This window comes from Pseudomonas sp. NPDC087615 (assembly GCF_044743445.1).
GTDB lineage: Bacteria > Pseudomonadota > Gammaproteobacteria > Pseudomonadales > Pseudomonadaceae > Aquipseudomonas > Aquipseudomonas baetica_A.
The window spans coordinates 36,568-62,951 of record NZ_JBIUWM010000001.1 but is presented as its reverse complement, the minus strand read 5'-3'; the positions used below and the strand labels follow the sequence as shown (position 1 = coordinate 62,951).

The 26,384-nt window shown below is 59.9% G+C and carries 22 protein-coding genes and 2 pseudogenes; 9 read left to right on the top strand and 15 right to left on the bottom strand.

Annotated features, from left to right (window positions below):
- Nucleotides 1-104: 104 nt before the first annotated feature.
- Both ACIOU6_RS00235 and ACIOU6_RS00230 read left to right on the top strand, forming a co-directional pair.
- On the top strand, nucleotides 105-515 hold the full coding sequence (locus tag ACIOU6_RS00235) for a negative regulator of hrp expression HrpV (RefSeq protein WP_401132837.1): 411 nt from the start codon (nucleotides 105-107) through the stop codon (nucleotides 513-515).
- A 97-nt stretch (nucleotides 516-612) separates the two neighbouring features.
- Entirely contained in the window at nucleotides 613-1,011 is a 399-nt protein-coding gene (locus ACIOU6_RS00230) for a type III secretion system chaperone (RefSeq protein ID WP_401132835.1), read from the top strand.
- 144 nt (nucleotides 1,012-1,155) lie between these two features.
- Here ACIOU6_RS00230 and ACIOU6_RS00225 read toward each other — a convergent pair whose 3' ends face one another.
- From ACIOU6_RS00225 to sctW, 13 genes are all read right to left on the bottom strand, one after another.
- Nucleotides 1,156-1,785, bottom strand: coding sequence for an aspartyl/asparaginyl beta-hydroxylase domain-containing protein (locus ACIOU6_RS00225; RefSeq protein ID WP_401132833.1), 630 nt, complete (start codon nucleotides 1,783-1,785; stop codon nucleotides 1,156-1,158).
- An 82-nt stretch (nucleotides 1,786-1,867) separates the two neighbouring features.
- Nucleotides 1,868-6,835, bottom strand: coding sequence for an AvrE-family type 3 secretion system effector (locus ACIOU6_RS00220; RefSeq protein WP_401132831.1), 4,968 nt, complete (start codon nucleotides 6,833-6,835; stop codon nucleotides 1,868-1,870).
- 114 nt (nucleotides 6,836-6,949) lie between these two features.
- Complete coding sequence (gene sctU, locus ACIOU6_RS00215) at nucleotides 6,950-8,041, bottom strand: type III secretion system export apparatus subunit SctU (RefSeq protein ID WP_401132828.1); 1,092 nt, start codon at nucleotides 8,039-8,041, stop codon at nucleotides 6,950-6,952.
- On the bottom strand, nucleotides 8,038-8,850 hold the full coding sequence (gene sctT / locus ACIOU6_RS00210) for a type III secretion system export apparatus subunit SctT (RefSeq protein ID WP_221729834.1): 813 nt from the start codon (nucleotides 8,848-8,850) through the stop codon (nucleotides 8,038-8,040). Before sctT ends, sctU begins: the two co-directional genes overlap by 4 nt.
- Before the next feature lies 1 nt (nucleotide 8,851).
- Nucleotides 8,852-9,112 (bottom strand): type III secretion system export apparatus subunit SctS, encoded by a 261-nt coding sequence (gene sctS / locus ACIOU6_RS00205; protein WP_401132825.1) that lies wholly within the window; start codon nucleotides 9,110-9,112, stop codon nucleotides 8,852-8,854.
- Nucleotides 9,113-9,119: 7 nt separating this feature from the next.
- On the bottom strand, nucleotides 9,120-9,773 hold the full coding sequence (sctR, locus tag ACIOU6_RS00200; RefSeq protein WP_221729836.1) for a type III secretion system export apparatus subunit SctR: 654 nt from the start codon (nucleotides 9,771-9,773) through the stop codon (nucleotides 9,120-9,122).
- Entirely contained in the window at nucleotides 9,770-10,810 is a 1,041-nt protein-coding gene (gene sctQ, locus ACIOU6_RS00195; protein WP_401132822.1) for a type III secretion system cytoplasmic ring protein SctQ, read from the bottom strand. Before sctQ ends, sctR begins: the two co-directional genes overlap by 4 nt.
- 1 nt (nucleotide 10,811) lies before the next feature.
- Complete coding sequence (locus ACIOU6_RS00190) at nucleotides 10,812-11,360, bottom strand: type III secretion system HrpP C-terminal domain-containing protein (RefSeq protein WP_221729838.1); 549 nt, start codon at nucleotides 11,358-11,360, stop codon at nucleotides 10,812-10,814.
- Nucleotides 11,357-11,821 carry a type III secretion protein gene (locus ACIOU6_RS00185; protein WP_401132817.1) on the bottom strand — a complete coding sequence of 155 codons (465 nt, stop codon included), beginning with the start codon at nucleotides 11,819-11,821 and terminating at the stop codon, nucleotides 11,357-11,359. Before ACIOU6_RS00185 ends, ACIOU6_RS00190 begins: the two co-directional genes overlap by 4 nt.
- The gene (locus ACIOU6_RS00180) at nucleotides 11,808-13,166 is read right to left on the bottom strand and encodes a FliI/YscN family ATPase (RefSeq protein WP_401132815.1); all 1,359 of its coding nucleotides are present in this window, start codon (nucleotides 13,164-13,166) and stop codon (nucleotides 11,808-11,810) included. Before ACIOU6_RS00180 ends, ACIOU6_RS00185 begins: the two co-directional genes overlap by 14 nt.
- Nucleotides 13,163-14,110, bottom strand: coding sequence for an FHA domain-containing protein (locus ACIOU6_RS00175; protein WP_401132812.1), 948 nt, complete (start codon nucleotides 14,108-14,110; stop codon nucleotides 13,163-13,165). The genes ACIOU6_RS00180 and ACIOU6_RS00175 overlap by 4 nt, the downstream gene beginning before the upstream one ends.
- 12 nt (nucleotides 14,111-14,122) lie before the next feature.
- On the bottom strand, nucleotides 14,123-16,216 hold the full coding sequence (sctV, locus tag ACIOU6_RS00170) for a type III secretion system export apparatus subunit SctV (RefSeq protein ID WP_221729841.1): 2,094 nt from the start codon (nucleotides 16,214-16,216) through the stop codon (nucleotides 14,123-14,125).
- Nucleotides 16,213-17,322, bottom strand: coding sequence for a type III secretion system gatekeeper subunit SctW (gene sctW, locus ACIOU6_RS00165; RefSeq protein WP_221729842.1), 1,110 nt, complete (start codon nucleotides 17,320-17,322; stop codon nucleotides 16,213-16,215). Before sctW ends, sctV begins: the two co-directional genes overlap by 4 nt.
- 266 nt (nucleotides 17,323-17,588) lie before the next feature.
- Between sctW and ACIOU6_RS00160 the strand changes: the two genes are divergently transcribed.
- Together ACIOU6_RS00160 and ACIOU6_RS00155 are read left to right on the top strand one after the other, a co-directional pair.
- On the top strand, nucleotides 17,589-18,146 hold the full coding sequence (locus tag ACIOU6_RS00160) for an RNA polymerase sigma factor (protein ID WP_221729843.1): 558 nt from the start codon (nucleotides 17,589-17,591) through the stop codon (nucleotides 18,144-18,146).
- Entirely contained in the window at nucleotides 18,143-18,733 is a 591-nt protein-coding gene (locus ACIOU6_RS00155; RefSeq protein WP_221729844.1) for a GNAT family N-acetyltransferase, read from the top strand. The genes ACIOU6_RS00160 and ACIOU6_RS00155 overlap by 4 nt, the downstream gene beginning before the upstream one ends.
- Nucleotides 18,734-18,814: 81 nt before the next feature.
- Here ACIOU6_RS00155 and ACIOU6_RS00150 read toward each other — a convergent pair whose 3' ends face one another.
- Nucleotides 18,815-19,741, bottom strand: a complete 927-nt coding sequence (locus tag ACIOU6_RS00150) for an HTH-type transcriptional regulator ArgP (RefSeq protein WP_401132807.1) — start codon at nucleotides 19,739-19,741, stop codon at nucleotides 18,815-18,817.
- 242 nt (nucleotides 19,742-19,983) lie between these two features.
- On the opposite strand from ACIOU6_RS00150, the gene ACIOU6_RS00145 reads away from it, so the two are divergent.
- The 3 genes from ACIOU6_RS00145 to ACIOU6_RS00135 all read left to right on the top strand — a co-directional run bounded on the left by ACIOU6_RS00145 (nucleotide 19,984) and on the right by ACIOU6_RS00135 (nucleotide 21,924).
- Nucleotides 19,984-20,250, top strand: a complete 267-nt coding sequence (locus ACIOU6_RS00145) for a hypothetical protein (protein ID WP_401132804.1) — start codon at nucleotides 19,984-19,986, stop codon at nucleotides 20,248-20,250.
- Nucleotides 20,251-20,317: 67 nt separating this feature from the next.
- A complete protein-coding gene (locus ACIOU6_RS00140) occupies nucleotides 20,318-20,602 on the top strand; it encodes a hypothetical protein (RefSeq protein WP_401132801.1) in 285 nt (94 codons plus the stop codon).
- A gap of 143 nt (nucleotides 20,603-20,745) precedes the next feature.
- A complete protein-coding gene (locus ACIOU6_RS00135; RefSeq protein WP_401132798.1) occupies nucleotides 20,746-21,924 on the top strand; it encodes a sugar transporter in 1,179 nt (392 codons plus the stop codon).
- Between the two features lie 176 nt (nucleotides 21,925-22,100).
- Here the strand turns inward: ACIOU6_RS00135 and ACIOU6_RS00130 are convergent, their stop codons facing one another.
- Nucleotides 22,101-23,234: a lactonase family protein gene (locus ACIOU6_RS00130; RefSeq protein WP_401132795.1), complete on the bottom strand. Its 1,134-nt coding sequence runs from the start codon at nucleotides 23,232-23,234 to the stop codon at nucleotides 22,101-22,103.
- Between the two features lie 384 nt (nucleotides 23,235-23,618).
- On the opposite strand from ACIOU6_RS00130, the pseudogene ACIOU6_RS00125 reads away from it, so the two are divergent.
- Nucleotides 23,619-24,701, top strand: a pseudogene (locus ACIOU6_RS00125) (cache domain-containing protein); the annotation flags it as partial.
- Between the two features lie 324 nt (nucleotides 24,702-25,025).
- A pseudogene (locus ACIOU6_RS00120) lies at nucleotides 25,026-25,562 on the top strand (methyl-accepting chemotaxis protein); the annotation flags it as partial.
- Nucleotides 25,563-26,384 lie beyond the last annotated feature (822 nt).

The following is a 26,384-nucleotide window of genomic DNA, read 5'->3' as shown; positions in this document are numbered from 1 at the left end:
TGTGACAGCGGGTCTGCTTTTGTTGAGCGCTTGTACTTTAATACCTGAGACTGCATGTGGCTCAGGTGATTGTCAGCAACTTGACGTCAATAATGGCGAGTTGAATGTCTGGTGGTCGCCCACACTGCGCGATGGCGGTGGTGAATACAGTACGGTGTCTCTGCATGACTGAAACGATTCTTCAAAGTAGTGACCAGCAGGATTTCCTGATGCGTATCGGCGAAAAGCAGGCCAGCGCGTGGCAATGGGCGCCGGGCATCGAGTTCGTTTGCCGCAAGGAGAGCCTGGGCTGGGGCTTGGCGTTGAATATTCAGCGGCAAGCGCAACGTCCCGATCTGTTTTCGGAAGCGCTTAAACGCCGTTTCGAAAATGTTGAATCCTACGACGGTTACTACATTTGCCTGGATAGCCAACACACTTTCGTGGTTTGGCATGAACTCAACATTGAATATCAGGGAGAGCAACTACAGACGTTACTTTGCCAACTCTTGTCATTGGCCGGTTTGAAGCACTGACCCCGGTATTTCTATTCACGTTGGAACTCTTCGTCCTTGTTTTTCCACTCATGTTGCGTGTCGGCAGCGGCCGACGAAATAAACTTGAGGAAAAACAATGGCGACCCCCGAGTCCATCATCCAGCGACTAATTGCCCAACTGGCCAGCCAATTGGGCACGCCTCTTACCTTCCAACGCGGTGTTTGCGCGTTATATGACAGTGACGGTGTTCAGGCCGCTGTCATCGAATTGCCGGAACACAGCGACACCGTGGTTTTTCATTGTCGTCTGGGCGCCGTTCAACCGGGCGTCGACGCACTGCAACGGTTACTCACCCTGAACTTCGACGTCGCGACCTTGCGCGGCTGCTGGCTGGCGCTGGATCAGAGCGATGTACGGCTCTGCACTACGCGCGAATTACAGCGCCTCGATGAAGACAGTTTTTGCAGTCTGGTGCACGGCTTCATCGCCCAGGCCCGCGAAACACGCCTGAGCCTGGCACGCATGATCAATTGACCCTGAAGGAACCGACGTTCAACGACGGCCACACAGGCACCGAGCGTTTGCTGGAAGCGCGCGAATTAAGGGACGCAGCACCACACGCGGTAAAAAAACGGGCGCCTGCTGACAGGCGCCCGTTCTTTATGGGGTCGCCCCCCGTCAGGCGTTCGCTGGGTTGGCAGGTACCCGGTGCAGTCTGGCTTGCTGGAACTCCAGGTAAAGAATGGATCGAGGTGCATCGCTGGCATTGACCACGAAATGGTCCTGCGAGCCGTCGAAGATCGCGGCGGCGCCGCAATGGTGCTGATGGAATTCGCCGGCAACGTTCAAGTAAGCGTAATTGCGCTCGCATGCGGCCTCGAGTGTCAGGTGCATTTGCAGCAAGCCTTCCTCACCGACCTCCGGGTGGCGGTGGGTGCTCAGCCAGGCGTGGGGGGCGAGCCGTGCGAGGGCGGCGACCTTGAGCCCGCGCACGGCGTCAAGCAGTGCAAGGGTCTGAGGCAGTGCGGCGCGGGCCGGTGCCAATGCCTGATCGCGAAACACCAGCGGGTATTGCACCCAGTCGCGGTTACCACCGGCTTCGCCCCAGCCTTTGAGCCACCCATATCGGCCGCCTTGTTGCAGGTGCGCCGTGACCTCGTGATGAATCTGCTCATGGGGTTTGTCAGTACGATCGATGTCGAGCACCGGCGCCTGTAACGCCAACAGTTCCTGATGCATCAGCGGCCATTGGGCGGCCAGTTCGGCCAGCCGTGGAAATTCGTTGAGGGGATAAAACGCAGGGCGCATGGAGCCTCCTTGAAAGCTTGAAACCTGGCCACGAGGGCGAAAAAGCGTGGCCGCGCGGGCCACGCAGAAAGTGTCAGCCGGCTTAGCGCTTGAGTTCCAAGCCATCTGTTTTCAAGGCGTCCACCGCGGCCTTGAGTGGTGCCGAAGGCCTTGAGAGTTCGCCATCAAGGAAGTAATGCTTGGGTGCGTCCTGATCCTGGCCGTAGCTGAAGTTGATCTTGCCCAAGGTCTTGTTGACGTTGATCGACGCACTGCTGTTGTAACTGACCAAGGGCAGTGGCGAGGAGAAGGTCTCGGGCTGGCTGACGCTCTGGAACACGGTGATGGCCTTGATCCGCATGTTGTTGCGGTCGCTGAGCAACGCAGCCAGTTCTTTCTGTGACAGGTCGCCTTTGCGGCTGCCTTCATCGACCCGGTCCTGCACCGAGTCCTTGAGTTCCAGCCGCACCCTGGCCAAGGTGCCTGGCGTGCCTTGAAGCTCTTTGATCAAGGCCTTTAAGGTCGGGTCCTGGCCGAGCAACGTCGATACCCGCTCGGCGTTGCTTGGCGAGTGCATCGGGCTGACCAGGCTCATCACTTTGGACACCATGCCTTGCTCGCTCAGACGCGAAAGGTTGGTGTAAGAGCTTTCGAAGCGACCACTGTCGAGCAGGCTGTGCTTGGCATCGGCGGCCTGTTGCTGCACTCCCGCGCGTTTCAGGGCGCGGAGGGCCGCATATTGCTCGTCGTTTTCCGCCGGTTTGTCGGCGAAGTGCCGGTTCAGATCGCCCAGTTGCTTGTGCAGTTTTTCCTTGGCGCCAAGGCCGGCGTAATCGTTATGTTCGCTATCTTTCACAAGCGCCACCGTCTTCTGGGAAGCGGGGTCCTTGAAGGCGGCGCCGAGGCTGTCGCCCAGCTTGCTCAGGTTGGCGCTGGTCAGCGGTTCGGCCTCCTTGAAGGTGAACTTGACGCGTTTTGTGGTTTTGTTATCGACCGAGACCGCCGCAGCGCCACCCAGTGGTGCTACGACGCCCTGCGAGGCGCTGGAGGCCTGTGTGTTGCTGCCGGCGAGCTGCGCCCGGGCAAACACCGAAGCGCCCAAGTTGTTGAGCGCCCGAGGTCGGTTGCGGCTGCTTTCCTGGAGTTCGCCCGTGTTGCTGTGTTGATTCACCGAGTAATGGGTGTAGTTGAGCAGATTGACGTTAACCGTACCGCCCACCCCCAATCGAGTCGCTGCCGACAGAGGCGAACTGTCTTTGTCGGTGAGGCCGAGGGCCACGCGCATTTCGGCGGTGGCGCTGGCATTAACGTCAAAGTTCAAGCGCAAGCCTTTCTGGGTTTCGTGGTCGACACCTTTTTTCATCACATCAAGTGGACTCAACTGCCCGCTGAACAGGTTATCGACGAAGTGATCGATCTCCTCGTCAGGCACGGTGAACACCACGCCGTCGCGTTGGGTGCGGGTCGCGGTCCCCGTAACGTCTACACCCAGGCGTAAGGCCGGCGTCAGCAGCCGATCGTTACCGATATCGACCTTGGTGAACTTGTCCACTTCGCCATCCTTGAAGAACCCGGGCCAGTAGTCTTTGCCGCCGCCAACGCCGGCACTGGCGATGCCCGAACCTTCGCGCTGCATGTAGATCGTCACCCCCTTTTCACCGCGCTCGGCATTGAGGTTGTAGTTGCGTCCGCTACCCAATGCGCCACTGGGCCAAGGTCCCATGCCCTTGTTGGCCAGCGACACGAAAGGCGTGCTCACATTGAGCCCGTAGCTGCGTTGCAGCGCGATTTCATCGTCAGGGTGTTCCAGTTGTTTGAGCGCCGACTTGAGCTTGTCCGCCAGTTCCGCTTGGGTTTTGCTGCCGGTGGCAGCACGCAGGTTGACGCTGGTAGCGTGGTCTTCTTTCTTGAAACCGTTGAGGAAGGCCTTGATGCCATCGTAGGAGGCTTCCAGGTTGGCGTGATCGGTGAAGCCCATGTCGGTGATCTGCTTCACCGGATGCTCGCCATAGGTCTTGTCGCGCAGGAGGCTCAGATCCGTTTTCAATTGCGCCAACTGTCGGCTGTTGTCGCCCTGCGCACTGACCATTTCAGCCTTGTCCAGCAGCAAACCAAGATTCTTCATGGTGACCACGTCGAGGGCCAGCCGAGCCTTGGTCAACCCTTGGCCGTCGCTGACATCACGGCGCTGGCCCAAGGGAATGTCGGCCTTCTGGTGAGAGAGTTTCATGCCTTTGTCTTGCAGGGTCTTGAGCAGGGTGCCGGTAGGATTGCGCTGCGAAGGTGCGACGTGCTTAAGCGCGCCTTGCACCTCCTTGAGCAGGTCATGGCCGGCACTGGCGATGTTGAGTTTTTCCCCCAGGTTGCTCAGCTTCATGCGCAGTTTCGTGCGTTTGGACGGCGGGTTTGGTTCGCCGTGGATGTTCAGCAGGCCTTCTTTCTGGTGCAGCAGTTTCGACTTGCCGTGTTCCTGGCCCAAATGTCGTGTGGCGCGCAGGCTGTTGTCTTCCAGTTCACTGCGCAGGGATTCGAGATCCTGCAACAGTTCGCCACCTTGTGGCCCGAGATCAAGCTGGCTGATCCGTGACTTGAGATCCCGGCCGGGGGCGGCGGGTGCCTGGTCATGGTTGAGAAGCTCCAGCGCCTTGAACAGATCGCCCTCGGAGTCGTATAGCGGGCGCAATCCTTCGCGACCATGATGGTGGTGCTGGATGTGATTGCCGATGTTCTTCATGAACCGCGGAGGTTCCATGGTCGGCTTGAAGATGTGGGCGCGGATGAACTCGCCCGTACTGGGCCTGTTGGTGTTTTCCAGGGAGCCCCGGCCCATGAAGGTGGCGGTAAAGCGTGCGGTCAGCCCGGTGCCTGGAATGCGCGCGGTTTTCTCGCCACCGCTGACCCGCGAGAACAACTCACTCAGGGCGTTGTGGTCGGCCGGACGTGGCGTCAATGGCTCCCAAGTCTTGCCCTTGAGCTGCATCTGCGAGTGATTGTCGTCGTTCTTGAGCGTCACGTTCAGGCGGTTGTCATCGCCCGTGCGGATGCTGTGGACCTCGTGTCCGGCAGGCAGCGGCAGAGGTTTCCACGCCGCCTCAGGGCGCGGTTGGTCAGGGCGCGCCTGCCAATCGTCTTTGGCCATCGTGAACAGTTTGCCGTCAGTGGTCAGGGCATGCAGGTTGTGGTTTTCGTCCAGCGCCAGGGAGGCCACGCTGCCTTCCAGGTCGACTTGGCTCAGATCGCTGGCGGTGCCGTCGGGGTGGTGAACGGACAGGCGCTCGTTGGCATCGTGGGCCACGAACTGTTTGTCGTTGAGCATCGCGAACGCGGTGACTTGCCGGCCTTCGAGACCCGGCACAGGCTCACCGAGAGCCACTTTGGTCGAGCGTGGAGGCTGATTCAGGGTGTGGCTGCTGCCCACGGTTACCGGGTTGTAGTTCGGGCTGACGTCGAGTTTTTTCAGTTGCCCTTCTTGCAGCAGGTAAGCCTTGCTGTCGATGCCGCGTTGCAGATGTGCGACATCCTTGATGCCCGTGTCTTTCCAGTCCTGGCTGGTCGAGTCCCAGCGCTGGATGCGTTGATCGCTAAGGCCGACACGGCCCAAACGGTCAAGGTCAAACGTCTGGGCCGGCGTCGGCGGTGTGCTGCCGGGAATGCCGCGCTTGTTGTCCAGCACCAGTGCGTCGCTGAGATTCCAGCCATTGTTGAGCCGTAACTCCGGCTCGTCGATTTGATGGGAGTGGGTCTGGCCGGTGCGATCGCTGAGCAAAACCTGCAAATCACCCTGATCGCCATGGAGGAAACCGCTGACCTGATGTTTACCGCCCAGACGTTCGCCCTCAGGGTGGAAGTGTTCCTCGGGCATCAATCGCAGCGTTGGCGAATCGGGGGCGAGATCGGCACGCTTGATGCTGTACAAACGGCCCTCGGTATCGCTGATGAACAAGCGCTCAGGGCTCATGCCGATGTGTTTGGGCTCGGCAGTGCCGCCGTTCAGTTCAAGGGTTTTGGTTTGGCTGGACGTCGACGCGCCTTGATTGAGGTCGAACAACTGCAGCGTCTGACACTGATCGCCGCTCAAGGTGGCGACGTGCTGATCGGCGCTGACGGAAAACGCTTTTAGGCCCGGCACCTCGATAGGCAGTACGCCTTCGCTTGAAAGATCCACCAAGTGGTCGCCGGTTTGCCCATAAAGTTTGCCGTTGCCTTGACTCGACAACTGGCTGAACTTGATCTGCTCGTGATCCGGTGGTGTATGCCAGGTGCCATTGGCTTGGTCGAATTCGTAGAGTTTTTCTTCGTGTAGCCGTAACGGCTGGCCGTCGCTGTCCTGATGTATGCCGGTCAGGTGCCCGAGATGGCTGCGACCGATGGTGTCCAGAACACCGCCATCACTCACGCGGGCTTGCTGGTCATGGAGGGAGAGGGTGGGTGGCGCACTGTTGGTTTGTTTTACCGGGCCTGTGGGCTGGCTGCTGCGCAGCGCTACGACCGCCGATGGCGACTGTTTCACATGCAGCAAATGGCCATGCGGCTCCAGCAGCAGATGATCCTCGCCACTGCCATTGCTCGTCGCCGCCTGAAAGTGTTGACCGGATCGGGTCAGGGCATTGCGCAGCAGGTCCGCGACGGCGGTGGATGTGAAATTGACGAAGTCCGGCTGCCCCTTGTCATCCAGACGTACATGCGCCGAACTGTTCTCGGCCGGCACGTTCGATTGAGCGCGCTCGCCCGGGCCACTGAAACGGGCGGCATGACTGCGGCTCAGCCTTGGCGACGGCGGCGCATTGCTGGCGGTGGAGGAAGAGGCGGCGGGCTCGCTCGCCACAGCGCTGGCCTGGGACGCCACATTGCGCCGGCTGCTCGAAGAGGCGGCGGACTGCCGCGGTGTCGCCTGAGTATCCTGGCGAACACGGCCGACCAGATGCATGAAACGTCTGCCAAGATCGCGCAAGGAGTGGCCGCTGCGCTGGGTCGGTGCCTGAGATTGTTGCTCGAGCCCCTGAGCATTGTTTGCGGTCTGGGAAATGATTGGCAGCGGCGTCGACGCGGCCCGTTGAATCGATGACTCCATAGCAGGACTCCAGGTCAGAAACTGACACGGCGGGGTCGTTAGGTCCGCCTTGGGCGTTCAGGAAAATTTCCTTTGCCCTGAGTGGTCGTCGCTTGCACCTGGTTCCTTCGTGTCTCAGTAGGGCGTGCCGGGCATTTCGATGGTTTGCGACTGAACGTGATCGTCGAGTTCGCGCAGCAGGCGATAGACCTGCGCCACCGCTTGCAGGGTTTCGCGCGGGATGAATTGGCCGACCTCGCTGCGGTATAGCGTGCGCGCCAGCCATACATAGCGGATCACGGGCACGCCGGCCTTGCGCGCACGCTCAATCAGTTCCCGCGCGTGGGCATCGTGGCCCTTGTCAATAATGCGTGGCAGCGGTGTCTGCTGGGGGCGATAGAACAAGGCGACGGCGTAGTGGGTGGGATTCACCAGCAGCAGATCGGCGTCTTCCACCGGCGCTTTGGCAGGCGTGGCGCCGGCCGGTTGCTGGAGCATTTCCCGGGCCAGAGACTTGCGGTGCGACTTCATGTGTGGGTCGCCCTCCGTCTGCTTGAACTCCTTGCGCACATCTTCGTGGCTCATGCGCTGCCCCTTGATGAAGAAGTATTTCTGCAAGGCGAAATCGACGATCGCCAACACCAACAGCAACCCCAGGCAGATCCGCGAGAGTCGGTGGAACAGAGCGATCATTGCGTGCCAGTAGGTGTTCAGGTCGCTATTGGCCAGGCCGATCAGATCGCCCAGCGCCGGCGGCAGCACCAGATACAGGACCACGCCGATCAGCACAGCCTTGCACAGGCTGTTGAGCAGGTTGAACAACTGCCGCGAAGAGAACATTTGCTTGAATTGATTGAGCGGGTTGAGCCGCTCGAAATCCAGCTTCAGCGCCTCGGGCGCAAACAGCGGCCCGAATTGCACCCAGCCGCCCATCAGGCGCATGGCCACGGCGATGCCCAGCACGGGCAACATGAACAGCAACAGTTCCCAGCCAGCCTTGGTCAGCACTTCGCCGACGCCCGCGCCGAAGGGTCGGTCCATCTGCTGCAAGGGCAGGTTCATCAGCGCCTTGAGTCGCTCGATACCGCCCTCGGCCAGGCCCAGAATCAATTCCAGCAGCGCGCCGAAAATCAGCAGTTTGGGCACATCCTGGCTTTGTCCGACCTGACCTTTTTTGCGTGCGTCGGCGAGTTTCTTGTGCGTGGGCTGCTCGGTTTTTTCGCTCATGGGAGGGCTCCTGGGTTTGCCTTGAGCAACAACGGCAGCAGGTGCTTGAAGTCAGCCAGTTGCGCCAATTGACCTTGGCCAAGCCAACACAGCATCGGCAGATAGAGCACCAGAAAGCCCAGGCCGACCAGGCTCTTGGCCGGCATCGCCAAAGTCGAGACCTGCAACTGCGGGCTGTACAGGCTGAGGATCGCCATGCCGAACTCGATCAGCAGCAACAGGCCCACCAACGGCGCGGCGTATAAAACCATGCAGCGAAAGGTGCTCGCGAGCAGCTTCAGATAAAGGTCCCACCCGTCTGTGGCGGGCATCGGCAACCAGTGGTTGGCGGGCCACACGGCGTAGCTGTCCCAGATCACCTGCGTCAGGGCGGCATAACCGCCACCGAGGATCAACAACAGGATCAGCAGTTGTTTGAACATGTGCCCCAGTTCGGAAGTGTTGTCCCCCAGCGCCGGGTTGATCTGGCCGCCGATCAGCGCGCCGCGCTGGTTGTCGAACAGGCAACCAATGGACTCGAACATCCAGAACGGCATCGCCAGCAGCAGCCCAAGCAACAGGCCGATCACGCTCTCTTTGAGTATCAGCCCGCCAAGATCGATCCAACCCAGATCATGCCCCGCCAGGCTGGCGCGAATCCCCGGCATCGGCACCAGCGCCAGCGCGAGCACGATGGCGTGGCGCAGCATGCCTTTGATTTCGCGAAAGGCGAACGCCGGCACCAGGAACAGGCACGGATAAAGACGAGCCATGCCCAAGGTCAGGGCGAGAATGGATTGGGACACTTCGTTGAACGCCGGCTCGAACATCTCAAGACCTCGTCTGCGCGATCATGCCGAACGCCAGGTTGGCCAGTTGCATCAACTCGACGCCAATCCAGCGTCCGGTCAGGGCCAGTGCAATGCCCACCGCCACCAGCTTGATGGCAAAGGGCAGGGTCTGGTCCTGCAACTGCATCACCGCTTGCAGCAAAGACGTCAGCACGCCGACGATCACCGCGACGATCAGCGGCGGCGCCGACAGGACCACCACGAGCAACATGGCTTGTTTGAACAGCGTCAATGTGTCCATGTTGCCCTCACAGGTAGCTATAGAAGAGGCCGTCGAGCAGCCGTGTCCAGCCATCGACGAGGACGAACAGGAGGATTTTCAGGGGCAGGGAAATGGTCATCGGCGCCACCATCTGCATACCCAGCGCCAACAGAATGTTGGAGACGATCAGGTCGATCACGATAAAGGGCACGTAGATCAGAAAGCCGATCTGGAAACCAGCCTGCAATTCCGACAGCACAAACGCCGGGACGATCAGCAGCAAGTCGTCGCGGCTGGCCTTGGCTGCCATTGCCGCCGGCCACATTCGTTGAGTGTTTTCCAGCAGATGGGTCTGGATGTCCGGGTCGACATTGCGCGCCATGAAGTGGCGAAGGGGCTCCAGCACTTGCGTGCCGGCGTTTTGCATGGCGGTGAAATTGTCCAGACGCTGCGGCATTTCGCGAAAGCGCTGACCCATGTCGTTGAACACGGGCGCCATGATGAACAGCGTTGCCGCCAGCGCGATGCCGTACAGCGCCATGTTCGGCGGCGCCTGCTGCACGCCGATGGCGTTGCGGGTAATCAGCAACACCATGGAAATCTTCAGGAACGCGGTGCAGATCATCATCAATAAAGGCACCAGCGACAGTGCGCCCAGGAAGAGGGCCAGCGTCAGCGGATCAACGTCCTGCACATTCACGGGCGCAGCTCCAGGCGGGTAATTTGCAAGCCCAGCTGACCTTCGATGTCCACCAGTTCGCCCTGAGCCAAAACGAGTTCGCCCTGGCACAACATGGCCTGACCCGGCGTGCAACCGCTAAAGCGCAAGACCGAGCCGACGCTGAGGCTGCGTAGCTGGCCGAGGCTCAGGTTGAGGCTGCCGGCTCGCAGGGTCAGCGGCACCGGCAGATCGTCGAAGCGTTCGCTGGGCGTGTCATCAACCGCTAGCGTCGACGCGTCAACCTCGTTGAGCGGCTCATGATCGCCAAGGGCAAAGTGATCGAGGGAGGCATTCATCGGCAAATCTTCCAGTTCGGTGAGTGTGAAGTGCAGGGCGGTTGCCGCTTGCTGGCGCAGGTGCAGGCGGCAGGCGCCGACTTGCAGGCTGCCCAGCCCTTGGGCGGTAAACAGCGGTTGGGGAATGAGCAAAACGTCCCCCGGTCGCAGGGTGAGCAGTTCGCCTCGGCTTAAAGCGCAATGGCCCAGCAACAACGGTACGCAGAGCGGCAAGTCCCGATCACCAGTGCTGGCCCGGGAGGCTCGCCACGGGCCATGGTCGAGCCAGCGCAGCAGGGTGTCGGCGGCGATTCGCAAGCGACTGATGTGCGCGCCCGCTGTGGTGCTGCGCAGTTCCAGCAAACAGTCCAGCCCTGGCGCGGGCGCCGTTGCCACCGCATGCAGCGGGCTCAATGCGACTTGCAGTTCGGGCGCCAGATATTGGTTGTACAGCGGCCAATACCAAGGGCAGTCCGTTGTGGCCGTCATCGGATCGGCGAGGATTGCCGGGCATGAGGAAAGCGCGCTCAGCAGCGGCCCGGCGGCATCGAGCCAGAGCGGGCCGCAGGCTGATTCGAAGGCCGTGGCGGGCGGTGTGTGAAAGGGCCGTGGCGCCAGGCGCAGTATCAGGGTGGCGGGCGATGGCTGCGACAGTTGCAAGCTCAGACCCGCGCCCACACGTTCGCGCACCGAGGCCTCGGCCTGTGACACGCTGCGCAGGCGCAATGCTTGGGCATTCATTTCAATCGTCCTCGCGGTGCAGGCTCAAGCGCACCGTGCGGCCCAATTGCTGTGCCAACCATGCGGCGCTGGCTTGCTGTTGAGGCTCGACTTGGCGCCACGCATCGCGGGCCATATGCACCGCGATTTCCAGTGTCGTCCCTCGGGGGGTCACATTGACCTTTACCGTGCCAAGGTTGGGCAGTTCCAGGTGCGCTTCAAGGACCCCGGGCTGCAGCTCATCCAAGTGCTGTTCCAGTCGGGCCAGCAAGGTCTGCCATAACGCGAGGGTGCTTGGTTCCGGCGTCACAGCGGCGCCTTGTGAAGACGACTCGGGGTGTTGCTGTGGATCCTGAAACCCGCTCCCGCCGAAGTCGGCCATCAGTGGCGGGTCCAGTTTGTCGAACGTTTCCAGCAGTTGCTCGAACTGCTCACTCTCGTCACGGGTTTCACCGCGCAGGTCGTGACGGCGCTCGGATCTGACTGGCCACGCCGGGACTGTCTCCTGACGCGGCCGGGGTGCTTCCGGCGGGCGCGGTGGCGCCTTGAGCGTGGCGTGACGCGGGTTCATGAAGCCTCCTGGGCGAGGTCGCGCAAGTAGTCGAGTTTTTCCACATCACGTTGGCGGCGATGCAGTTGCCGTTCGCTGTCCTCGGTCCATTGCTGCTGTTGCCGGCATTCTTCCTGCAACGCTTTGTAGCGCTGTTCCAAGTGCTCGATTTGGCGCAGGGCTTGCTGCTCGCCGTTTAGCCATTGGTTCATCTCGTTGAGTGGCAGACGACGATTGATGTGAGCGTTGCGTTGCTCAAGGCGCGCCAGGCCATGCTGTTCGCGCCGTTGCTCAAGCTCCTTCGTCAGTTGCTCAAGGCCTGTGTGCATGGCCTTGAGCACCGAGCGTTGACGCTGCCAGGCCTGTTCGGCCATGGTCAGCCGATGGCGGCGGATCGGCGTCAGCACATCGAGCGTCGCCGTCAGGTCATTGGTCATCGAATCATTGGCCGGTGACGGGGAATCGGTATCAGACTGGGGCATGGGCGGTTACCTGTAGAAGGTGATCCAGGGTTTCATCGAGCGGCACCGGATCGCGCAGCGATTGCTGCACAAAGGCTTCGATCCGTGCGCGAGCGTCCACGGCGCAATCGGTCAGCGGGTCATTGCCAGGCTGGTACTCGCCCAACTTGATGAGCATTTCCACTTGCTGATAGGCAGCCATCAGCCGGCGTAACTGTGTGGCCCCTTGTTGCTGTTCGGTTCCCACCACCTGGCTCATGGTTCGGCTCAGGCTGGCGAGGATGTCCACCGCCGGGTAATGGCCACGCTCAGCCAGGCGTCGCGACAACACGATGTGGCCGTCAAGCAGCGAGCGCACTTCATCGGCCACCGGGTCATTCATCGAGTCCTGCTCAATCAGCACCGAATAAAGGGCCGTGATGACACCGCTTTGGGTGCGTCCGGCGCGCTCCACCAAACGTGGCAGCAGGCTGTAGACCGAAGGCGGCAGGCCGCCACGACCGGCCGGTTCGCCGCTGGCCAGGCCGATTTCTCGCTGGGCACGGGCGAACCGGGTCAGCGAGTCGATGATCAGCAACGTCGATTTGCCCTGCTGGCGAAAACCTTCGGCAATCGCCGTGGCCGTGAATGCCGCTCGGGCGCGTTCCATGCTGCTGCGATCGGACGTGGCGCAGACCAGTACGGTGCGGCTGCGCAGCTCTTCGTCCAGTTCATGGTCAAGAAACTCGCGCAGTTCCCGACCCCGTTCGCCGATCAGACCAAACACAATGGCCTGGCACGGGGTGTTGCGGGCCAGTTCGGCGAGCAAGGTGGTTTTGCCACACCCGGCGCCGGCGAAGATCCCCACGCGCTGGCCTTCGCCCAGGGTCAGCAAACCGTCGATTGCGCGCAGCCCAGTGGCCAGCGGTGCCTCGATTCGCGGGCGCTCGCTGGCCGCTGGCGCATCGCGGATCACCGGCAAAGCCCCCACCGATCCGGCCGCCGCGAAGGCTTCGGGGCCTTCGCCGTTGAGGGCGCGGCCAAAACCGTCGAGTACGCAGCCCAGCAGATGGTCGCCCACCAACAGGCTGTGCGGCTGGAACAGCGGCGTGACACGCGCGCCGATGGCGATACCGTCGAGTGCTCCAAGGGCTGCCAACAAGGTGTGTTCACGGTCGAAACCGACGATTTCGGCCATCACCTGATTGCCATCGGCGCGCTGGATCTGGCACAGGTCACCGATTCGCGCGCGGGGCATGCGACTGTGCAGAAGAATGCCGTTCACCCCAGCGATGCGCCCGTGGATGGACACCGGCGCGCAGTTCGCCAGGCGTTGCTGGTGCCCGCCGCACCAATCCTGCAATTGCGCGATGGCTGCCTGGATCACCAGCTCACCTCGATGCGCTGATCGCCTTCGAACACCACCTGATGTTCGCTGATGCCCACCAGTCGCACGCCGGCCACTTCGTCGCCCAGGAACACGCGGCGACCATCGCTGGTGAGCACGTTGGGCAACCGCGCCAGGCTGATCTGGACAATGCTGAACGGCAGCAGAGGCGTGGCTTCGGGCAAGTCGCTGAGCACCGGTATCGGGCTGCGGTACTGTTGCTCGAAACGCAGCAACATGCGTTCGGTCAATTGCAGTAGATCGTCTTCGTCAAAGCGCCCCTTGAGGAGGATTTTGCCCGGTTGCTCGACCAGGCTGATGCGGCCCTGCAACTCGCGTTCGGTGAGCATGCTTTCCAAGACCTCACGCACCTGGGCGGCGTCCTTGAGCGGCGTGCGGGTGGGCACGGGCACCGGGACAGGTGTCGAGTTTGAAACCCCGGAATTCACGCCCCAGAGCAACGCCACGAGAAACAGCAGCACAGATACTGCAACCAATGCCGGGCCCAACAGTGAGCGTGACTGCGCTGGTGGTGCGGGCATTGCTTCGTCGCGCTCGGCATTCATTGGCGGCAACGTGGTTTCAACGGGTTCGGCGTGTGGACCGTGCGCGTCGTCGTCCTGATCTTCCGGCCACTCGGTGTTGGCGCTGACCACCGACAGCCATACCCCGTTGAGGGCGAACGGTGTTCCCGGCTGCAACGTGGCGATGGCGTCAACCTTGTGCCCCTCGCTGTCGGTCACCGGGCCATCTTTGCGCGCCAGTGACCAGGTGTCGTCGACCAGCCGCAGCAGGCAGTGGCGATCCTTGATGCCAGGGTCGTACAACGCCAGATCGGCGCCCACTGCAGAGCCGATCGACCATTCGCCACCGCTCAATGGCAGCGCCGCCCCACGGTGCAGGCCGGTGAGCACGCGCAGTTCATACATCATGTCCGGTTTCATTGCACAACTCCGTCAGGCCAGCAGGTCATGGGCTTCTTGCAGATCAAGGCGTCCCAGCACCTGCACTTGCACCGAGGACAGCAACTCGGCGAAGGACAGCACTGGAACATGGTTGAATTGTTCTCTGAGCAGCCCATGCAGCGGGCTGCGCAGGTCCTGGGCCACCAGCAACACCGGTGCCGGGCGGGCGCGCAGCGGGAACGCCGCGCTCAATTGTTGGAGCAAGGCATTGCCCACCTCCGGCTCAAGGGCAAACCAGGCTTCGCTCTGACCCTGGCGCAGGGCGTCGCGCAGCAAGACTTCGGTTTCCGGGGTGACCAGCCAAGCGTTCAGGGCGCCATGCTCGGTGTGTTGGTGGCAGATTTGCGCCTTGAGGGCGATGCGCACGTAATCGGTGAGGGCGTTCAGGTCCCGCTCATGCTGGCCCTGTTCGATCAGCGTCTCGGCAATGGGTCGCACCGAGCGCAGCGATACCAGCTCGGCGGACAGGCGTTGCAACACCGCGGCAAAACGTGCCAGCGGCAGGGTGCGTTGCAGTTCCTGGGCAAGCTCCGGCTGTTCGCTTTCGAGCCAACTGAGGATCGCTTTGCTTTCCTGCAAACCGATGAATTGCGGACCAGTCGCCTGGAAGGCGCGGTCCATGCGTTCCAGAATCAGGTCCTCGGCACTGACCGGCTCCACGCTGCTCATGCGCAGCAAGGCGTGGTCGGGCGCGAACCACACCCACTCAGTTTCATCACGCTCTGCCTGTCCCGGTTCACCGTCATGCAGTTCACCGCATTGACGCAGGTGCACAGCCATTCGGCTATCGCTCCAGGTGGCGCGGATCAGCGGCACTTCGTAGACGCAAAAACGCAATTCGTCTTCGCCACAGTCCTCGCAAAACTCCAGGTCGAAGGAGGGTAGCGTCAGCCCGAAACGGTGAACCAGCGTGTTGCGTCGCTGGCGAATGCCGTGCAGCAGTCGCTCCAGCGCCACGCTGTCTTTGTGGCTGGGATGAAACTGCAACAGATAGGCCCGGGACGGATTGAAACGCCGGATGTCTTCGCGGCCATTGAGCTCTGGTGCGCCATTGCGCGCGGCGCCGTCGTGGTCCTGGAGGATCTGTTTCTGGCGGATTCGCCACAACTGGATCAAACCGCTGAACAGACAGATCATGCTGATACTGATGAACACCACGCTGGGCATGCCGGGGATCGCCGCAAAGCCGAGCATGCCGATCGAGGAAAACACCCAGGCTTTGGGTTGGCTGGTCAACTGTTCGGCGATTTCATGACCGATGTTGGCGTCACCGGCCTGACTGTCCGGGGCTACGCGGGTGATGATCATGCCGGCGGTGAGGGAGATCAGCAGCGCCGGAATTTGAGCGATCAGGCCGTCGCCGATGGTCAACACCGAATACAGGTGCATGGCTTGCGCGGGCTGCATGTCGTTTTGCAGGACACCGATGGAGAAACCGCCAATCAAGTTGATGAAGACGATCACCAGACCGGCGATGGCATCGCCTTTGACGAACTTCATCGCACCGTCCATGGCGCCGAATAACTGGCTTTCCTTGGACAACTGCTCGCGACGCTGGCGAGCCTCGCGGACGTTGATCAGGTTGGCGCGCAGATCGCTGTCGATGGACATCTGTTTACCGGGCATGGCGTCCAGCGTAAAACGTGCCGCGACTTCGGCCACGCGTTCCGAGCCCTTGGTGATCACCAGGAAGTTAACGATGGTCAGGATCAGGAAAATCACCAGACCCACCGCCAGATTGCCGCCCACCACAAAGCTGCCAAACGCCTCGACGATGTGCCCGGCATCCTGTTGCAGCAGGATCAAACGGGTCGTGGCGATCGACAGCGCCAACCGGAACATGGTGGTCAGCAGCAGCACTGCAGGAAACGTCGAAAACGCCAGCGGCCGCGGCAGGTACATGGCCAGTACGATCAGCAACGACGAGATGCAGATGTTCAGGGCAATCAGCACATCCACCAACGCCGTGGGCAACGGTAGGATCATCATGAAGACGATGGCCATGACCATGACCGCGCCGACGATCTCGGTACGGCGCATTACCGCGAGTGCCAGGCGGTTAAGGCTGTGAATCAGGCGATTCATTGCAGGCCCCGCCCTGGTTCGGCCAACCCCAGGGCCTGACGTTCTTGCCGAGCGAGTTGATCCATCAGGTTATGCAGCAGGCGCAGGCCGTTTTGCCGAGTCTTTAGATCCTTCCACAGCACCAGTGGCAGGTTTTGCAGTAGCGGATACAAGCCATTGAAGTACAGCGGCTGCAAATGCGCCGCATTGCTCAGGGTGTCATCGCTGAGCAGGGTCAGGTCGCGGGCGAAAAAACCGTTGGCGCAAAAGCGCAGCAGGCGTTTGCTCATGGCCAGGGGCGTCATGCTGTCGCGCCGCTGTTGCTGGCTCAAGCGTTGCAACAGGTCATGACACGCCTTGATCATGTTGTTGAGCTGCCCGCAGGAGCCCAATCCACGCAGCATCGAACCCAGCACTGCGCCGGGCAGGGACGGCGAAAGGGCGGCGATATCGTCGGCCAGCGCGCGTTGCAGGGTACGCAAGCCCCGGGAGAACTCCTCCTCGCTGAAGTGTTCGAGCAGGGCTTCGAGCAGGCTGGCCAAGGGTTGTTGACCAATAATTGCCTTGTAATACAGCTGACGCATGGCTGCGCGTTGCTGTGGATCTCGGCTGAACAGGGCGATGGCGCTGGCCGTGTTGAACCCGGCACGGATTTTATCGCCGTGCACCAACCGTAACTCGTCGATCAGGTCTCGGGTGCTCTGCGCTTGAGCCTCATGACCTTCACCGAGAGCCAGGTGCATCGCTTGCTGCAGCAGAATATCGGCGCGCGCCGGATCGTTGTCCGCCAGGTTCAGGGCCGTCTGCAGCGACGGCTGTTGCTGCAACTGCTGCTGCATGCGGCGGGCCTGTTGTTCGAGGCTCGGCTGGTCGGTGTGATCAAGCAGGCGGTAAAGCTCAACGAGTTTTTCGATGCGCTCGACCCGCTGTCCTCGGGTCGCGTCGCTGATATGGCGTTCGTCCAGGCTTTTGCTGTGGCGTTCGATGCTCTCACTGAACTTCAGCGCCACTTCTTCCATGGAATCAATCAGAGGATTTTTGGCCACGGCCGACGGCGTTTCCGTGCCGGGCAAAGGACGCGGTAGCAAATCCAGGGGCAGGGCATCGTTGTAGTTGGATACTTTCATGGAGGCGCACGTTCCACCGCTATACAGGTGGGCAGTGAGTGGCGTTTGGCGGCGTCTGGTTCCCTGGTTGCCGGCAGGTTCAAAAACCTGTGCAAGAACTGGCACTGGGTTTTTGTCAAAAGTGCAACAAATGGCAAAAATCACGCTTTTCATGTTTAAAAACTGTTTAAAAAACAGTGGGTTGAAAAAGTAACAAGGTTGGTACGCTCGCTGCTCTCTATCCCTCCCGCCACTGTCGGCATAGCGTGAGTGATGAGGGATCAAGCGTGGAATCGAGTCGTGTTCAAACGGAAGCGAAAGTCATTGCCGCCATCAAACTGGATTTGGGCGGTCTGGCACACAGCAGCGAGAAAAAGTTGCGCGGTTTCATTACCAAACGGGTATTCAATCCAGCCGATGTCGACGATCTGATGCAGATGACTTATCTGGAAGCCTGGCGTAACCAGCACAAGTTCACCGGGGCATCGAAACCGGAAACCTGGTTGTTCGGCATTGCCACTAATCTGGTCAGCAATCACTTCAAAAACTTCTATCGCCGGCCGCAGAACACCGTGTTGGAAGATTCAGGGATCGAAAGCCTGGAATATGGTCATGATCCGAGCCAGGTCAGTGAGCACCAGCGCTTGCTCAGCCGTACCCTGGAAGCCATCGACGACCTGTCGGTTGACATGCGCGCCGTGATTGACCTGGTCGTGGACTCAGACATCAGCTATCAGGACGCTGCGCAGCAACTGGGCGTGCCCATCGGCACTGTGCGTTCCCGCCTGGCGCGAGCCCGCGGCCAGTTGAAGAACAGCGTCTATAACGAGAGGGCCAGCGCATGAACGTATTTGTCCGCCGGCCTCAGCCGACTGTTCTGCCTCGGGGCGTACGTGAATCCTGTGACGCCGATTTGCCGGCAATGATGGACATCTTCAACGAAACGGCGGGAACCGGCGCCAATTCGCCGGTGACCCGGCCCATGACGCTCGAAGAAGTGACGTTCTACATCAACCTTTATAAACGCGACGGCTTGCCAGTGTATGTACTGGAGCGCGGCGGCGAAGTGGTTGGCTGGCTGTCGATCAATCGCTTCAGTTGGGGGACTCAGGCGTGCCGCAATACCGGTGAAACGGCGATTTATGTGCGCGCCGATCGTCACGGCAGCGGCATCGGCGTACGCCTGGGCCATGCCACGGTGATACTGGGCCGCCAGTTTGGCCTGGAAACCCTCGTGGCCTGGATCATGGCCGCCAACGTCCCCAGTCAGCACATCGTGCAGTCGATCGGTGCGGTGCTTTGGGCGCGCTTGCCCCGTATCGCCCGTTTTGGCGAGGAGCGGGCAGACGTGTTGTTGTTCGGGTTGCCGCTGTGCGAGGAGGGCCTGGCAATGGCTCGGCCGCTTGATGCTGAGCAGGGGCCTTTACGCTAAGGGCCCATTTTCATCCACTGCTGTGCAGCGGCGACTCAAGTCGCCGCTGCCGAGTGTGTTCCCGACGCACAGTGGCGCGGCTTACTGCTTGGGCACGGTGGAGCGTTTTACCGGCCCCTTGCTGCTCAAGATGCGCCGTGCGGCATGGACCGCTCGCTCCGAAAGCGCTTCCATGCGCGGTGACTGCAACGCCCAGGCGTGCCAGTAAAGCGCTACATCGGTGAAGTGTTCCGGCGCGACATCCACCAGATCCCGACTTTTGAGCAAATCGCTCACCTGCATATGCGGCACCATCCCGTAGCCGAGACCACGGCGTATGGCTTTCAGGCGTGCTTCTGGAAGTGACAAGTAGTGCGTGGGGTAGGCGTCTGCGTGCAGGCCGAAGCGTGACTGCATGAAATCAGACTGCAAGGTGTCCTTGCGCGAATAGGCAAATACAGGTGCCTTGCGCGCAGCAGAGCGGGTCAAGCCTTTCGCAAACCATCGCTCCTGAAACGCTGGCGATGCCACCAACTGGTAGCGCATTGACCCCAGCGGCTCTGTAAAACAACCTCGCATAGGCTCTGAGCGTGTGCCGATGCAGCCGATCACCTGACCACTTTCGAGCAATGCGTAGGTGTGATCCTGATCGTCGACCACAACGTCGAGCAGAATATGTTCGTTGACGAATATCTCGGCCAGTGCAGGAAAGAACCATGTCGCCAGGGTGTCGCCATTGACCGCGATGACCACGCGCAGATGATCTTGTTCGTCGCCGGTCAGATCATTGAGGAGCTCTTCTTCAAGCACTGTCGCACGGCGAAGATAGAGCATCAGTTTTCGTCCCGTCTGGGTGGGCTCGCACGGCCTTGCGCGCACGATGACTGAACTGCCCAGACGAACTTCCAGAGCATGTATCCGTTGCGATACCGCCGACGGCGTTACGTTAAGACGTTCTGCAGCCTTCTCGAAACTACCGCTGTCGACCACGGCCATGAACGCCTGCATCTGTTTTGCATCAAGTTGCATGGGCGCTACGCTCGTTAAGTATTTCTAATGGTTACTGAAAGATACTTCGTTTTTCTTCATCTCGAAAGCGAACTGCTCAATCATTGCGCCACGGCGACATTGAGCAGCTTTGTCCTGCGCAACGCGTCGCCCCAGGCGTCATCGGAATTCTGGATGACAGCATTGAAGCGTCGTTGACCCCTTAGGGTGAGCGTTATGGAGAATCAAATGTCCAGCGTCCGATACATGCCATGAAACTCAACATGATTATTGCTGTGAGCGCTGTCGCATTGGTCTGCAACTATGTCTGGCAATCCCACGACTTGAAACTGGGGCCCTATGAGTACCAGGCATCGGCGAATAGTCTACTGTCGCAAGGCACTCACCCAGGCGCGCGTCAGTTGGCCTTGAACCGCGCCAACAAGAAGTGTGCATCGTTCGGAAAACAAGTCGGTGAATTTGATGTGCAATCGCGCATGCCGGCGGACCAGGAGCATGAAGTGGCCAGCGTGACGTTCGTTTGCAAGTGATCTCCCTCACTGCAATCCGAATCAGTCCAGGAACCTTGAAACCTTCAATCTATAGGCGGTACAAACCATGAAGTTAATTATTGTTGCGTTGCTCGCGACGCTGTTGAGCGCCTGTGTAACGTCTGTTCACGATTGGACCAGGTCAGGCGCAAGTGCCTCTGATATCCAGCACGATAAAGCCCAATGCCAGTACCAGGCCAAAGCGGCAACCGCCAGCTACCATTCAACGCCGGCGGCGAACGACAAGACCCACGGCATGGGCAGTGCCGTGGGTGATGGCATCGTTATTGCGGAAAAACAGATCGACCTGACAAATGATTGCATGCGCCTCAAAGGTTACGTTGGTCAATGAGCCTCTGTTGCCACTGGCCAGTGCGCTTCGAACCCGTTGGACAAGTCGCCGTTTGTTTATAGTACAGTCGCCGCCAAAACACCTGTCGCCGGACGTTCCAGGCAATGGGTGTACAAAACATCGACAGAGTAATGTGGCTTTTTATGAACACTTCTACGGCGACAACCGAGGGCAGTTGGTATCCGGTCATTGCACTGGCCTTGGCTGCGTTTGTGTTCAACACCACCGAGTTTGTACCTGTCGGTCTGTTGAGTTCGATTGGCAGCAGCTTCGACATGTCCACCGCTCAGGTCGGTTTGATGTTGACGATCTATGCGTGGGTGGTGTCCCTGGCGTCGCTGCCCATCATGCTGATGACCCGTAACATCGAGCGGCGCAAGTTGTTGCTCGTGCTGTTTGGGATGTTCATTGTCAGTCACATCCTGTCGAGTCTGGCGAACAGTTTCGGTGTTCTGCTGGTGAGCCGGATCGGCGTGGCGTTGTCGCATGCGTTGTTCTGGTCGATCACGGCCTCTCTGGCCGTGCGCCTCGCGCCAGCGGGCAAGCAGGTCCAGGCCCTTGGTTTGCTTGCAACGGGTACTTCCCTGGCGATGGTGCTGGGAATTCCCCTTGGCCGGCTATTGGGCGAGGCCATGGGATGGCGCACTACCTTCATCGTTATCGCGGTGCTGGCCACTGTGCTGGTGTTCTGGCTGGCCAAGGCCTTGCCGTTGTTACCCAGCCAGAACTCAGGCTCGCTCAGAAGTCTGCCCCTATTGTTGAAGCGACCTGCGCTGGTAGCGCTCTATCTCCTGACGGCCGTCGTAGTGACGGCCCATTTCACCGCCTATAGCTACATCGAGCCTTTCATCCAAGAGGTGGCGGGCATGAGTGGCGATGTGGTGACCCTCATTCTGCTGCTATTCGGCGGTGCGGGGATTTTCGGCTCGCTGCTGTTCAGTTGGCTGCACCGCTATAACCCGCAGCGCTTTTTGATCATCAGCGTGTCGTTGCTTGCCTTGTGCCTGGCATTGCTGTGGCCGTTGAGTGGGAAGGTCTCGTACCTGGGCGCGCTGAGCCTGTTCTGGGGGATGGCAATCATGGGGTTTGGGCTGGCGTTGCAATCCAGAGTCCTGGTGTTGGCTGCGGACGCGACCGATGTGGCGATGGCGCTGTTTTCCGGGATCTATAACGTCGGCATCGGCGGCGGGGCATTGCTGGGCAGTTGGGTTGGCGGCCAGTTAGGCTTTGCGTTCACTGGCGTGGTGGGCGGTATGTTGGCGGCGCTGGCACTGGCGTTCTACTGCCTGTCAGTTTCTCGAATCACTCGGCCCGGAGCTTGAAATTGAGCTGACGGGCCTTTTGATTGAGTTTTAATTCCAGTTCGAACTGAAGAGGCGGGTGCAGTCGCCGATCGGCGCAAGATGCGCCCTCAGCCAAAGAAAGATGATCATCGATAGGGAGGACGGAATGAGCCAACACCCGACCTCCATGCGCCGTGCCTTTTTCGGCCCGAAAATTACTCCGCCGACGTTTTCAACACTTCAATCCATACTGCGCCTTTGCCCGACGCCGCTTCACCGACACGTTTCAGGGCGCCGTTGTTGCTGATTGCGTAAGTGCCGACTTTTTCGCTTTTCTCGCCCGTCACCAACAACCAGCGCCCGTTGGGTGAAAAAGCGATATTGCGTGGCTGCTTCTCTTGCACCGGGTAATTATCGATAAAGCTCAAGCCGCCTGTTGAAGGGTCAACTGCGAATGCCGAAACCGAACTGCTGGTGCGCTCGGTCATCAACAATAGCGAGCCATCGGGCGAGATCCGCAGGTCCGCCGCCCATATGCGTGGTGTCGGGTCGTCCTTCAAGTCGTTGTTACGTGCATCACGTACTTCGCCGTGAGCCAGTTTCAAACGCTCGGGAATGCCATTGGCAACGGCAATCTGAGTCAATGCGCCGGTGCTGTCATTGATTGAAAACGCTGTGACCGTGCCGCTCATTTCACCGACCACATATAGATATTTGCCATTCGGGGAAAAGGCCAGGTGCCGAGGCCCGGTGTTGTCCGCGACACGGATGTAACCGCTGCCGATGGCGGTGAGCGCGCCGGTGGTGGCCTCGAGGCGATATTGCAGGACCTTGTCCGCGCCAAGATTGCCCGCGTAGGCAAAACGGTTGCTCGGGTCGGTACGAATCGAATGCGCATGCGGGCCTGTCTTGTAGCTCAGGATGCTGGCAGAAGGCTGATAGGTCTTGTCGATGGGCTGAACGCTGATGGTGTCGGCACCGTAGGACGCAGCAAGCAGATAGTGTCCTTTTCTATCGGTGGACAGGTAAGCCATGCTTTCTGCCAGCGGCGCTTTAGACAGTGGAGTCAAATGTCCGCTCTTGGGATCTATGCTGTAGCCCAGCACCTGAAACGGTTTGACTCGCAAGGCGGCAAACAACACTTTGCCGTCAGGGGTGATGGCCATGGGGTTGACCTGATCACCGGCGTTGACCTGGTCAATCAGGCGCAGCGCGCCGTTGTTCTGGTCAAGGTGATACTGGGAAATCAATCCGTCTCCGGGGCTCGAGATATAGGCAAAGGTGTCGGCATTGGCTTGCAGGCTGAGACCGTAGACAACCGCAGCGGTCAAGAGGAGGGGGCTTCTCACAGATGATCCCTTATTTTTATGATTGTGGTCAGTCATCCTATGACTGTACTTGGATGACATCAATCGCTATTTTCTCAGGCTGGAAAGTCACCTCTTGGTTCAAAAGCGGTTTATTTACCTGAAATTGGCGTGATTCGATGGCTTTCAAGGAGCACGACAACAACCCGCGACCTTAAAACATTTCTAAACACACGGATTCGAGAGGTGTTGTAAGACGTCGTATCTTTATTGGTTGAAGGCAGGTATTGGTATCGTCCTAAAGTGCACACCGTCGCGGTCGATAATTCAGAGTACGCATGGGCTCTATCTCCTCATAACAACACATGCGACATTCAGTACTAACGTTTCCCCTTGCCAAAACTATAAATACCCGCAGGTGAAGTCATGAATATCAAGCAGAAGCTGACCTGGGCGTTCGCGGCTATCGCGTGCTTCCCGGTCATCCTGGTCGCCGTTTTGGTAGTGCTGAATCTGCGAGAGGGGGCCCAGGCCAATTTCCTCGACAGCAGCGGTCGCGAGATCCGCCAGATCGACAATGGCATGAAGCAGTTTTTCGACGGCATTAGCCAAAACGTCGACTACATAGCCAAGGACCCGCGTGTTGTCGCGGCCAAAGACCTCAAGAACTACGCTGGCGCCGATGCAGCGCAAATTGCCCTCACTCAGACCAATAAAGAGCTGCTGGCGATATTCGACCAGTTCGCCAAAAGCCATCCGAGTACCGCTTACCTGTCCTTGGGTCTGAGCGATGGCGGCTACGCCAGTTGGCCGGACGACACCAAACTGAACAACTACGACCCACGCGTACGTCCCTGGTACAAAGCGGCCATCGCCGCGCCAGGCGCCACCGTGCGCACCGGTGCCTACTATTGGGCGCCGGACGATGTGACGCTGATCGGCACGGTGCACACTGTCGCCGACGCCGCCGGGAATATCCTGGGCGTGGTCGGCCTGGACGTGTCGCTCAAACAGCTCACCGAACTGGTGCGCAACATCAAGCTGGGCGACAGCGGCTACCTGATGCTGGTGGAAGCCAACGGCAACGTGCTGGTAGACCCCAGCGACGCCAAGCACAACTTCAAACCCCTGGCTGACCTGGGCCCCAACTACGCCGAACTGGCCAAGCGAGGTGACGGCGTGACCCAGATCGAGATCGATGGCGTGCCCTACATGGCCAACGTGGTCAGTTCCAAAGACCTGGGCTGGCGCTTTATCGGCCTGATCAAGCGTGATGAAGTGATGGCCGACGCCACCCGCCTGACCTGGTTGATCGCCGCCATTGCAGCGGCATTGGCGTTGGTGTTCGCAATTGTAGGCGCCAGCTTTGCCAGCGTCATCGTGCGTCCGATTCGCGGCGTGGCCGACGGCCTGCAAGAAATCGCCGAAGGAGAAGGCGACCTGACGCGCCAACTCAAGGTGCAAGGCAAAGACGAAACCGCCGGCCTGGCGGGCTGGTTCAACCAGTTCCTGGGCATGATTGCACAATTGGTGCAGCGCATCGGCAATGCCTCGTCTGACCTGCAGACCGCCGCCGCCGACTCCAGCGAAGTGGCCAACAACATGAACCAGGCTGCAGGTCGTCAGCGTGAAGCCGTGGAACTGGTGAGCACGGCGTTCAACGAAATGGTCGCTACGGCCAATGAAGTCGCGCGTTCGTGCAGTGCCGCCGCGTCGAGTGCCGACGAAGGCTATCGCGACGTACATGACGGCCAGCAGCACATCGGCGAAGCCACGGGCAGCGTGCTCAAGCTCAGCGAAGACCTGCAAAAGTCCACCCAGACCATGCAGTTGCTGGAGCAGGACAGCCAGAACATCAACACTATTCTCGACACCATCCGCTCGATTGCCGAGCAGACCAACCTGCTGGCGCTCAACGCAGCGATTGAAGCGGCACGCGCCGGAGACCAAGGCCGAGGCTTCGCGGTGGTCGCCGACGAAGTCCGCGCCCTGGCTCGTCGGACAGCCGACTCCACCGGCGAGATCGACAGCTTGCTGGGCAATCTCGCCCGCCGCACCCAGGAAGTCACGCAGCAGATGCAAGGCAGCCTGCAGGTGTCCCACGCCAGCGTGGAACGCATCCAGCAGGCGCGTGACAGCTTCGACAAGATCCGTGGCTCGGTGGACTCGATCCGCGACCAGAATACCCAGATCGCCACAGCCGCCGAGGAGCAGCACCAAGTGGCCGAAGAGATCAATCGGCACATCGCGCAGATCCATGCCGACGCCCAACTGGTCGAAGGCTTTGCCCAATCCTCACAGACTGGCTCGGGTCGACTGATAGAGATTTCTGGTCAGCTCAAAGGCCTGGTGGGTCGTTTCAAATATTAGTATCCCTACCCGAATGAAAGCGGTGAGCGCTCACCGCTTTCATTCGGCCGATCCAAGCAGTTTCTATCGCCTCCGCCGTTCCGTGGCCATCGAATAGAAGTGGATGGCTCTCCATGGTTTGTGGAAAGGCAGAAATGATCAGCTAAACAGCCCGCCCGACGACGCCTAAAGACTGTCAGGGTCGCCGAAAAACATTTTGACTAGGCTCTAGGGCGGTATTTTCAGGTAGAAAAAACTAAAATATGCCCCTAGTTTTGCCCCCAGTTGCACAGGGTGCGCGGGCGATCGCGATCGGCGATTTCTCACGGAGTCCAATATGGCAGTGGCTGGCTTTCGGTGTAACTCCTCATTGTATCTGGAGGGAGGGTGCAGGGCTCATAAAAGACAAGCTGATCCGCTCTCGCTCGAGAGCAGTGACTCCGATCGGCTGTGGTCGACCAAATATTTGCATACGCGTAGCTGGTTTGCTGGGCTTGGAGGTTTCTTCGAAACCAGGGGCAATTCACTGCTTCGTCGATCGAAGAGGAGCGGGCATGAATGTCGGGCCTGGGGTCGCGAGTCACGAATTATTCGGAATTAGGGATCATTAATAAGTTCTCTGGGGGACGTGGTGACCAAGGGTATTTGAACGATGAATCAAATGAGCGAGAGCCTGCGATGACGTCGGACGTGCAAGACGACGGGGCCGGATTCCCCATCCGTTGCCCGGGACGATTGCAGGTAAGAAGCGGCTGTTTCCAGGCATCTTGTAGGGCACGGAGATGCTGGCAGCTCGAGCTTCACGATGGTCAAGGCGCTCCAGGTGATCTTGACCCTAGACCA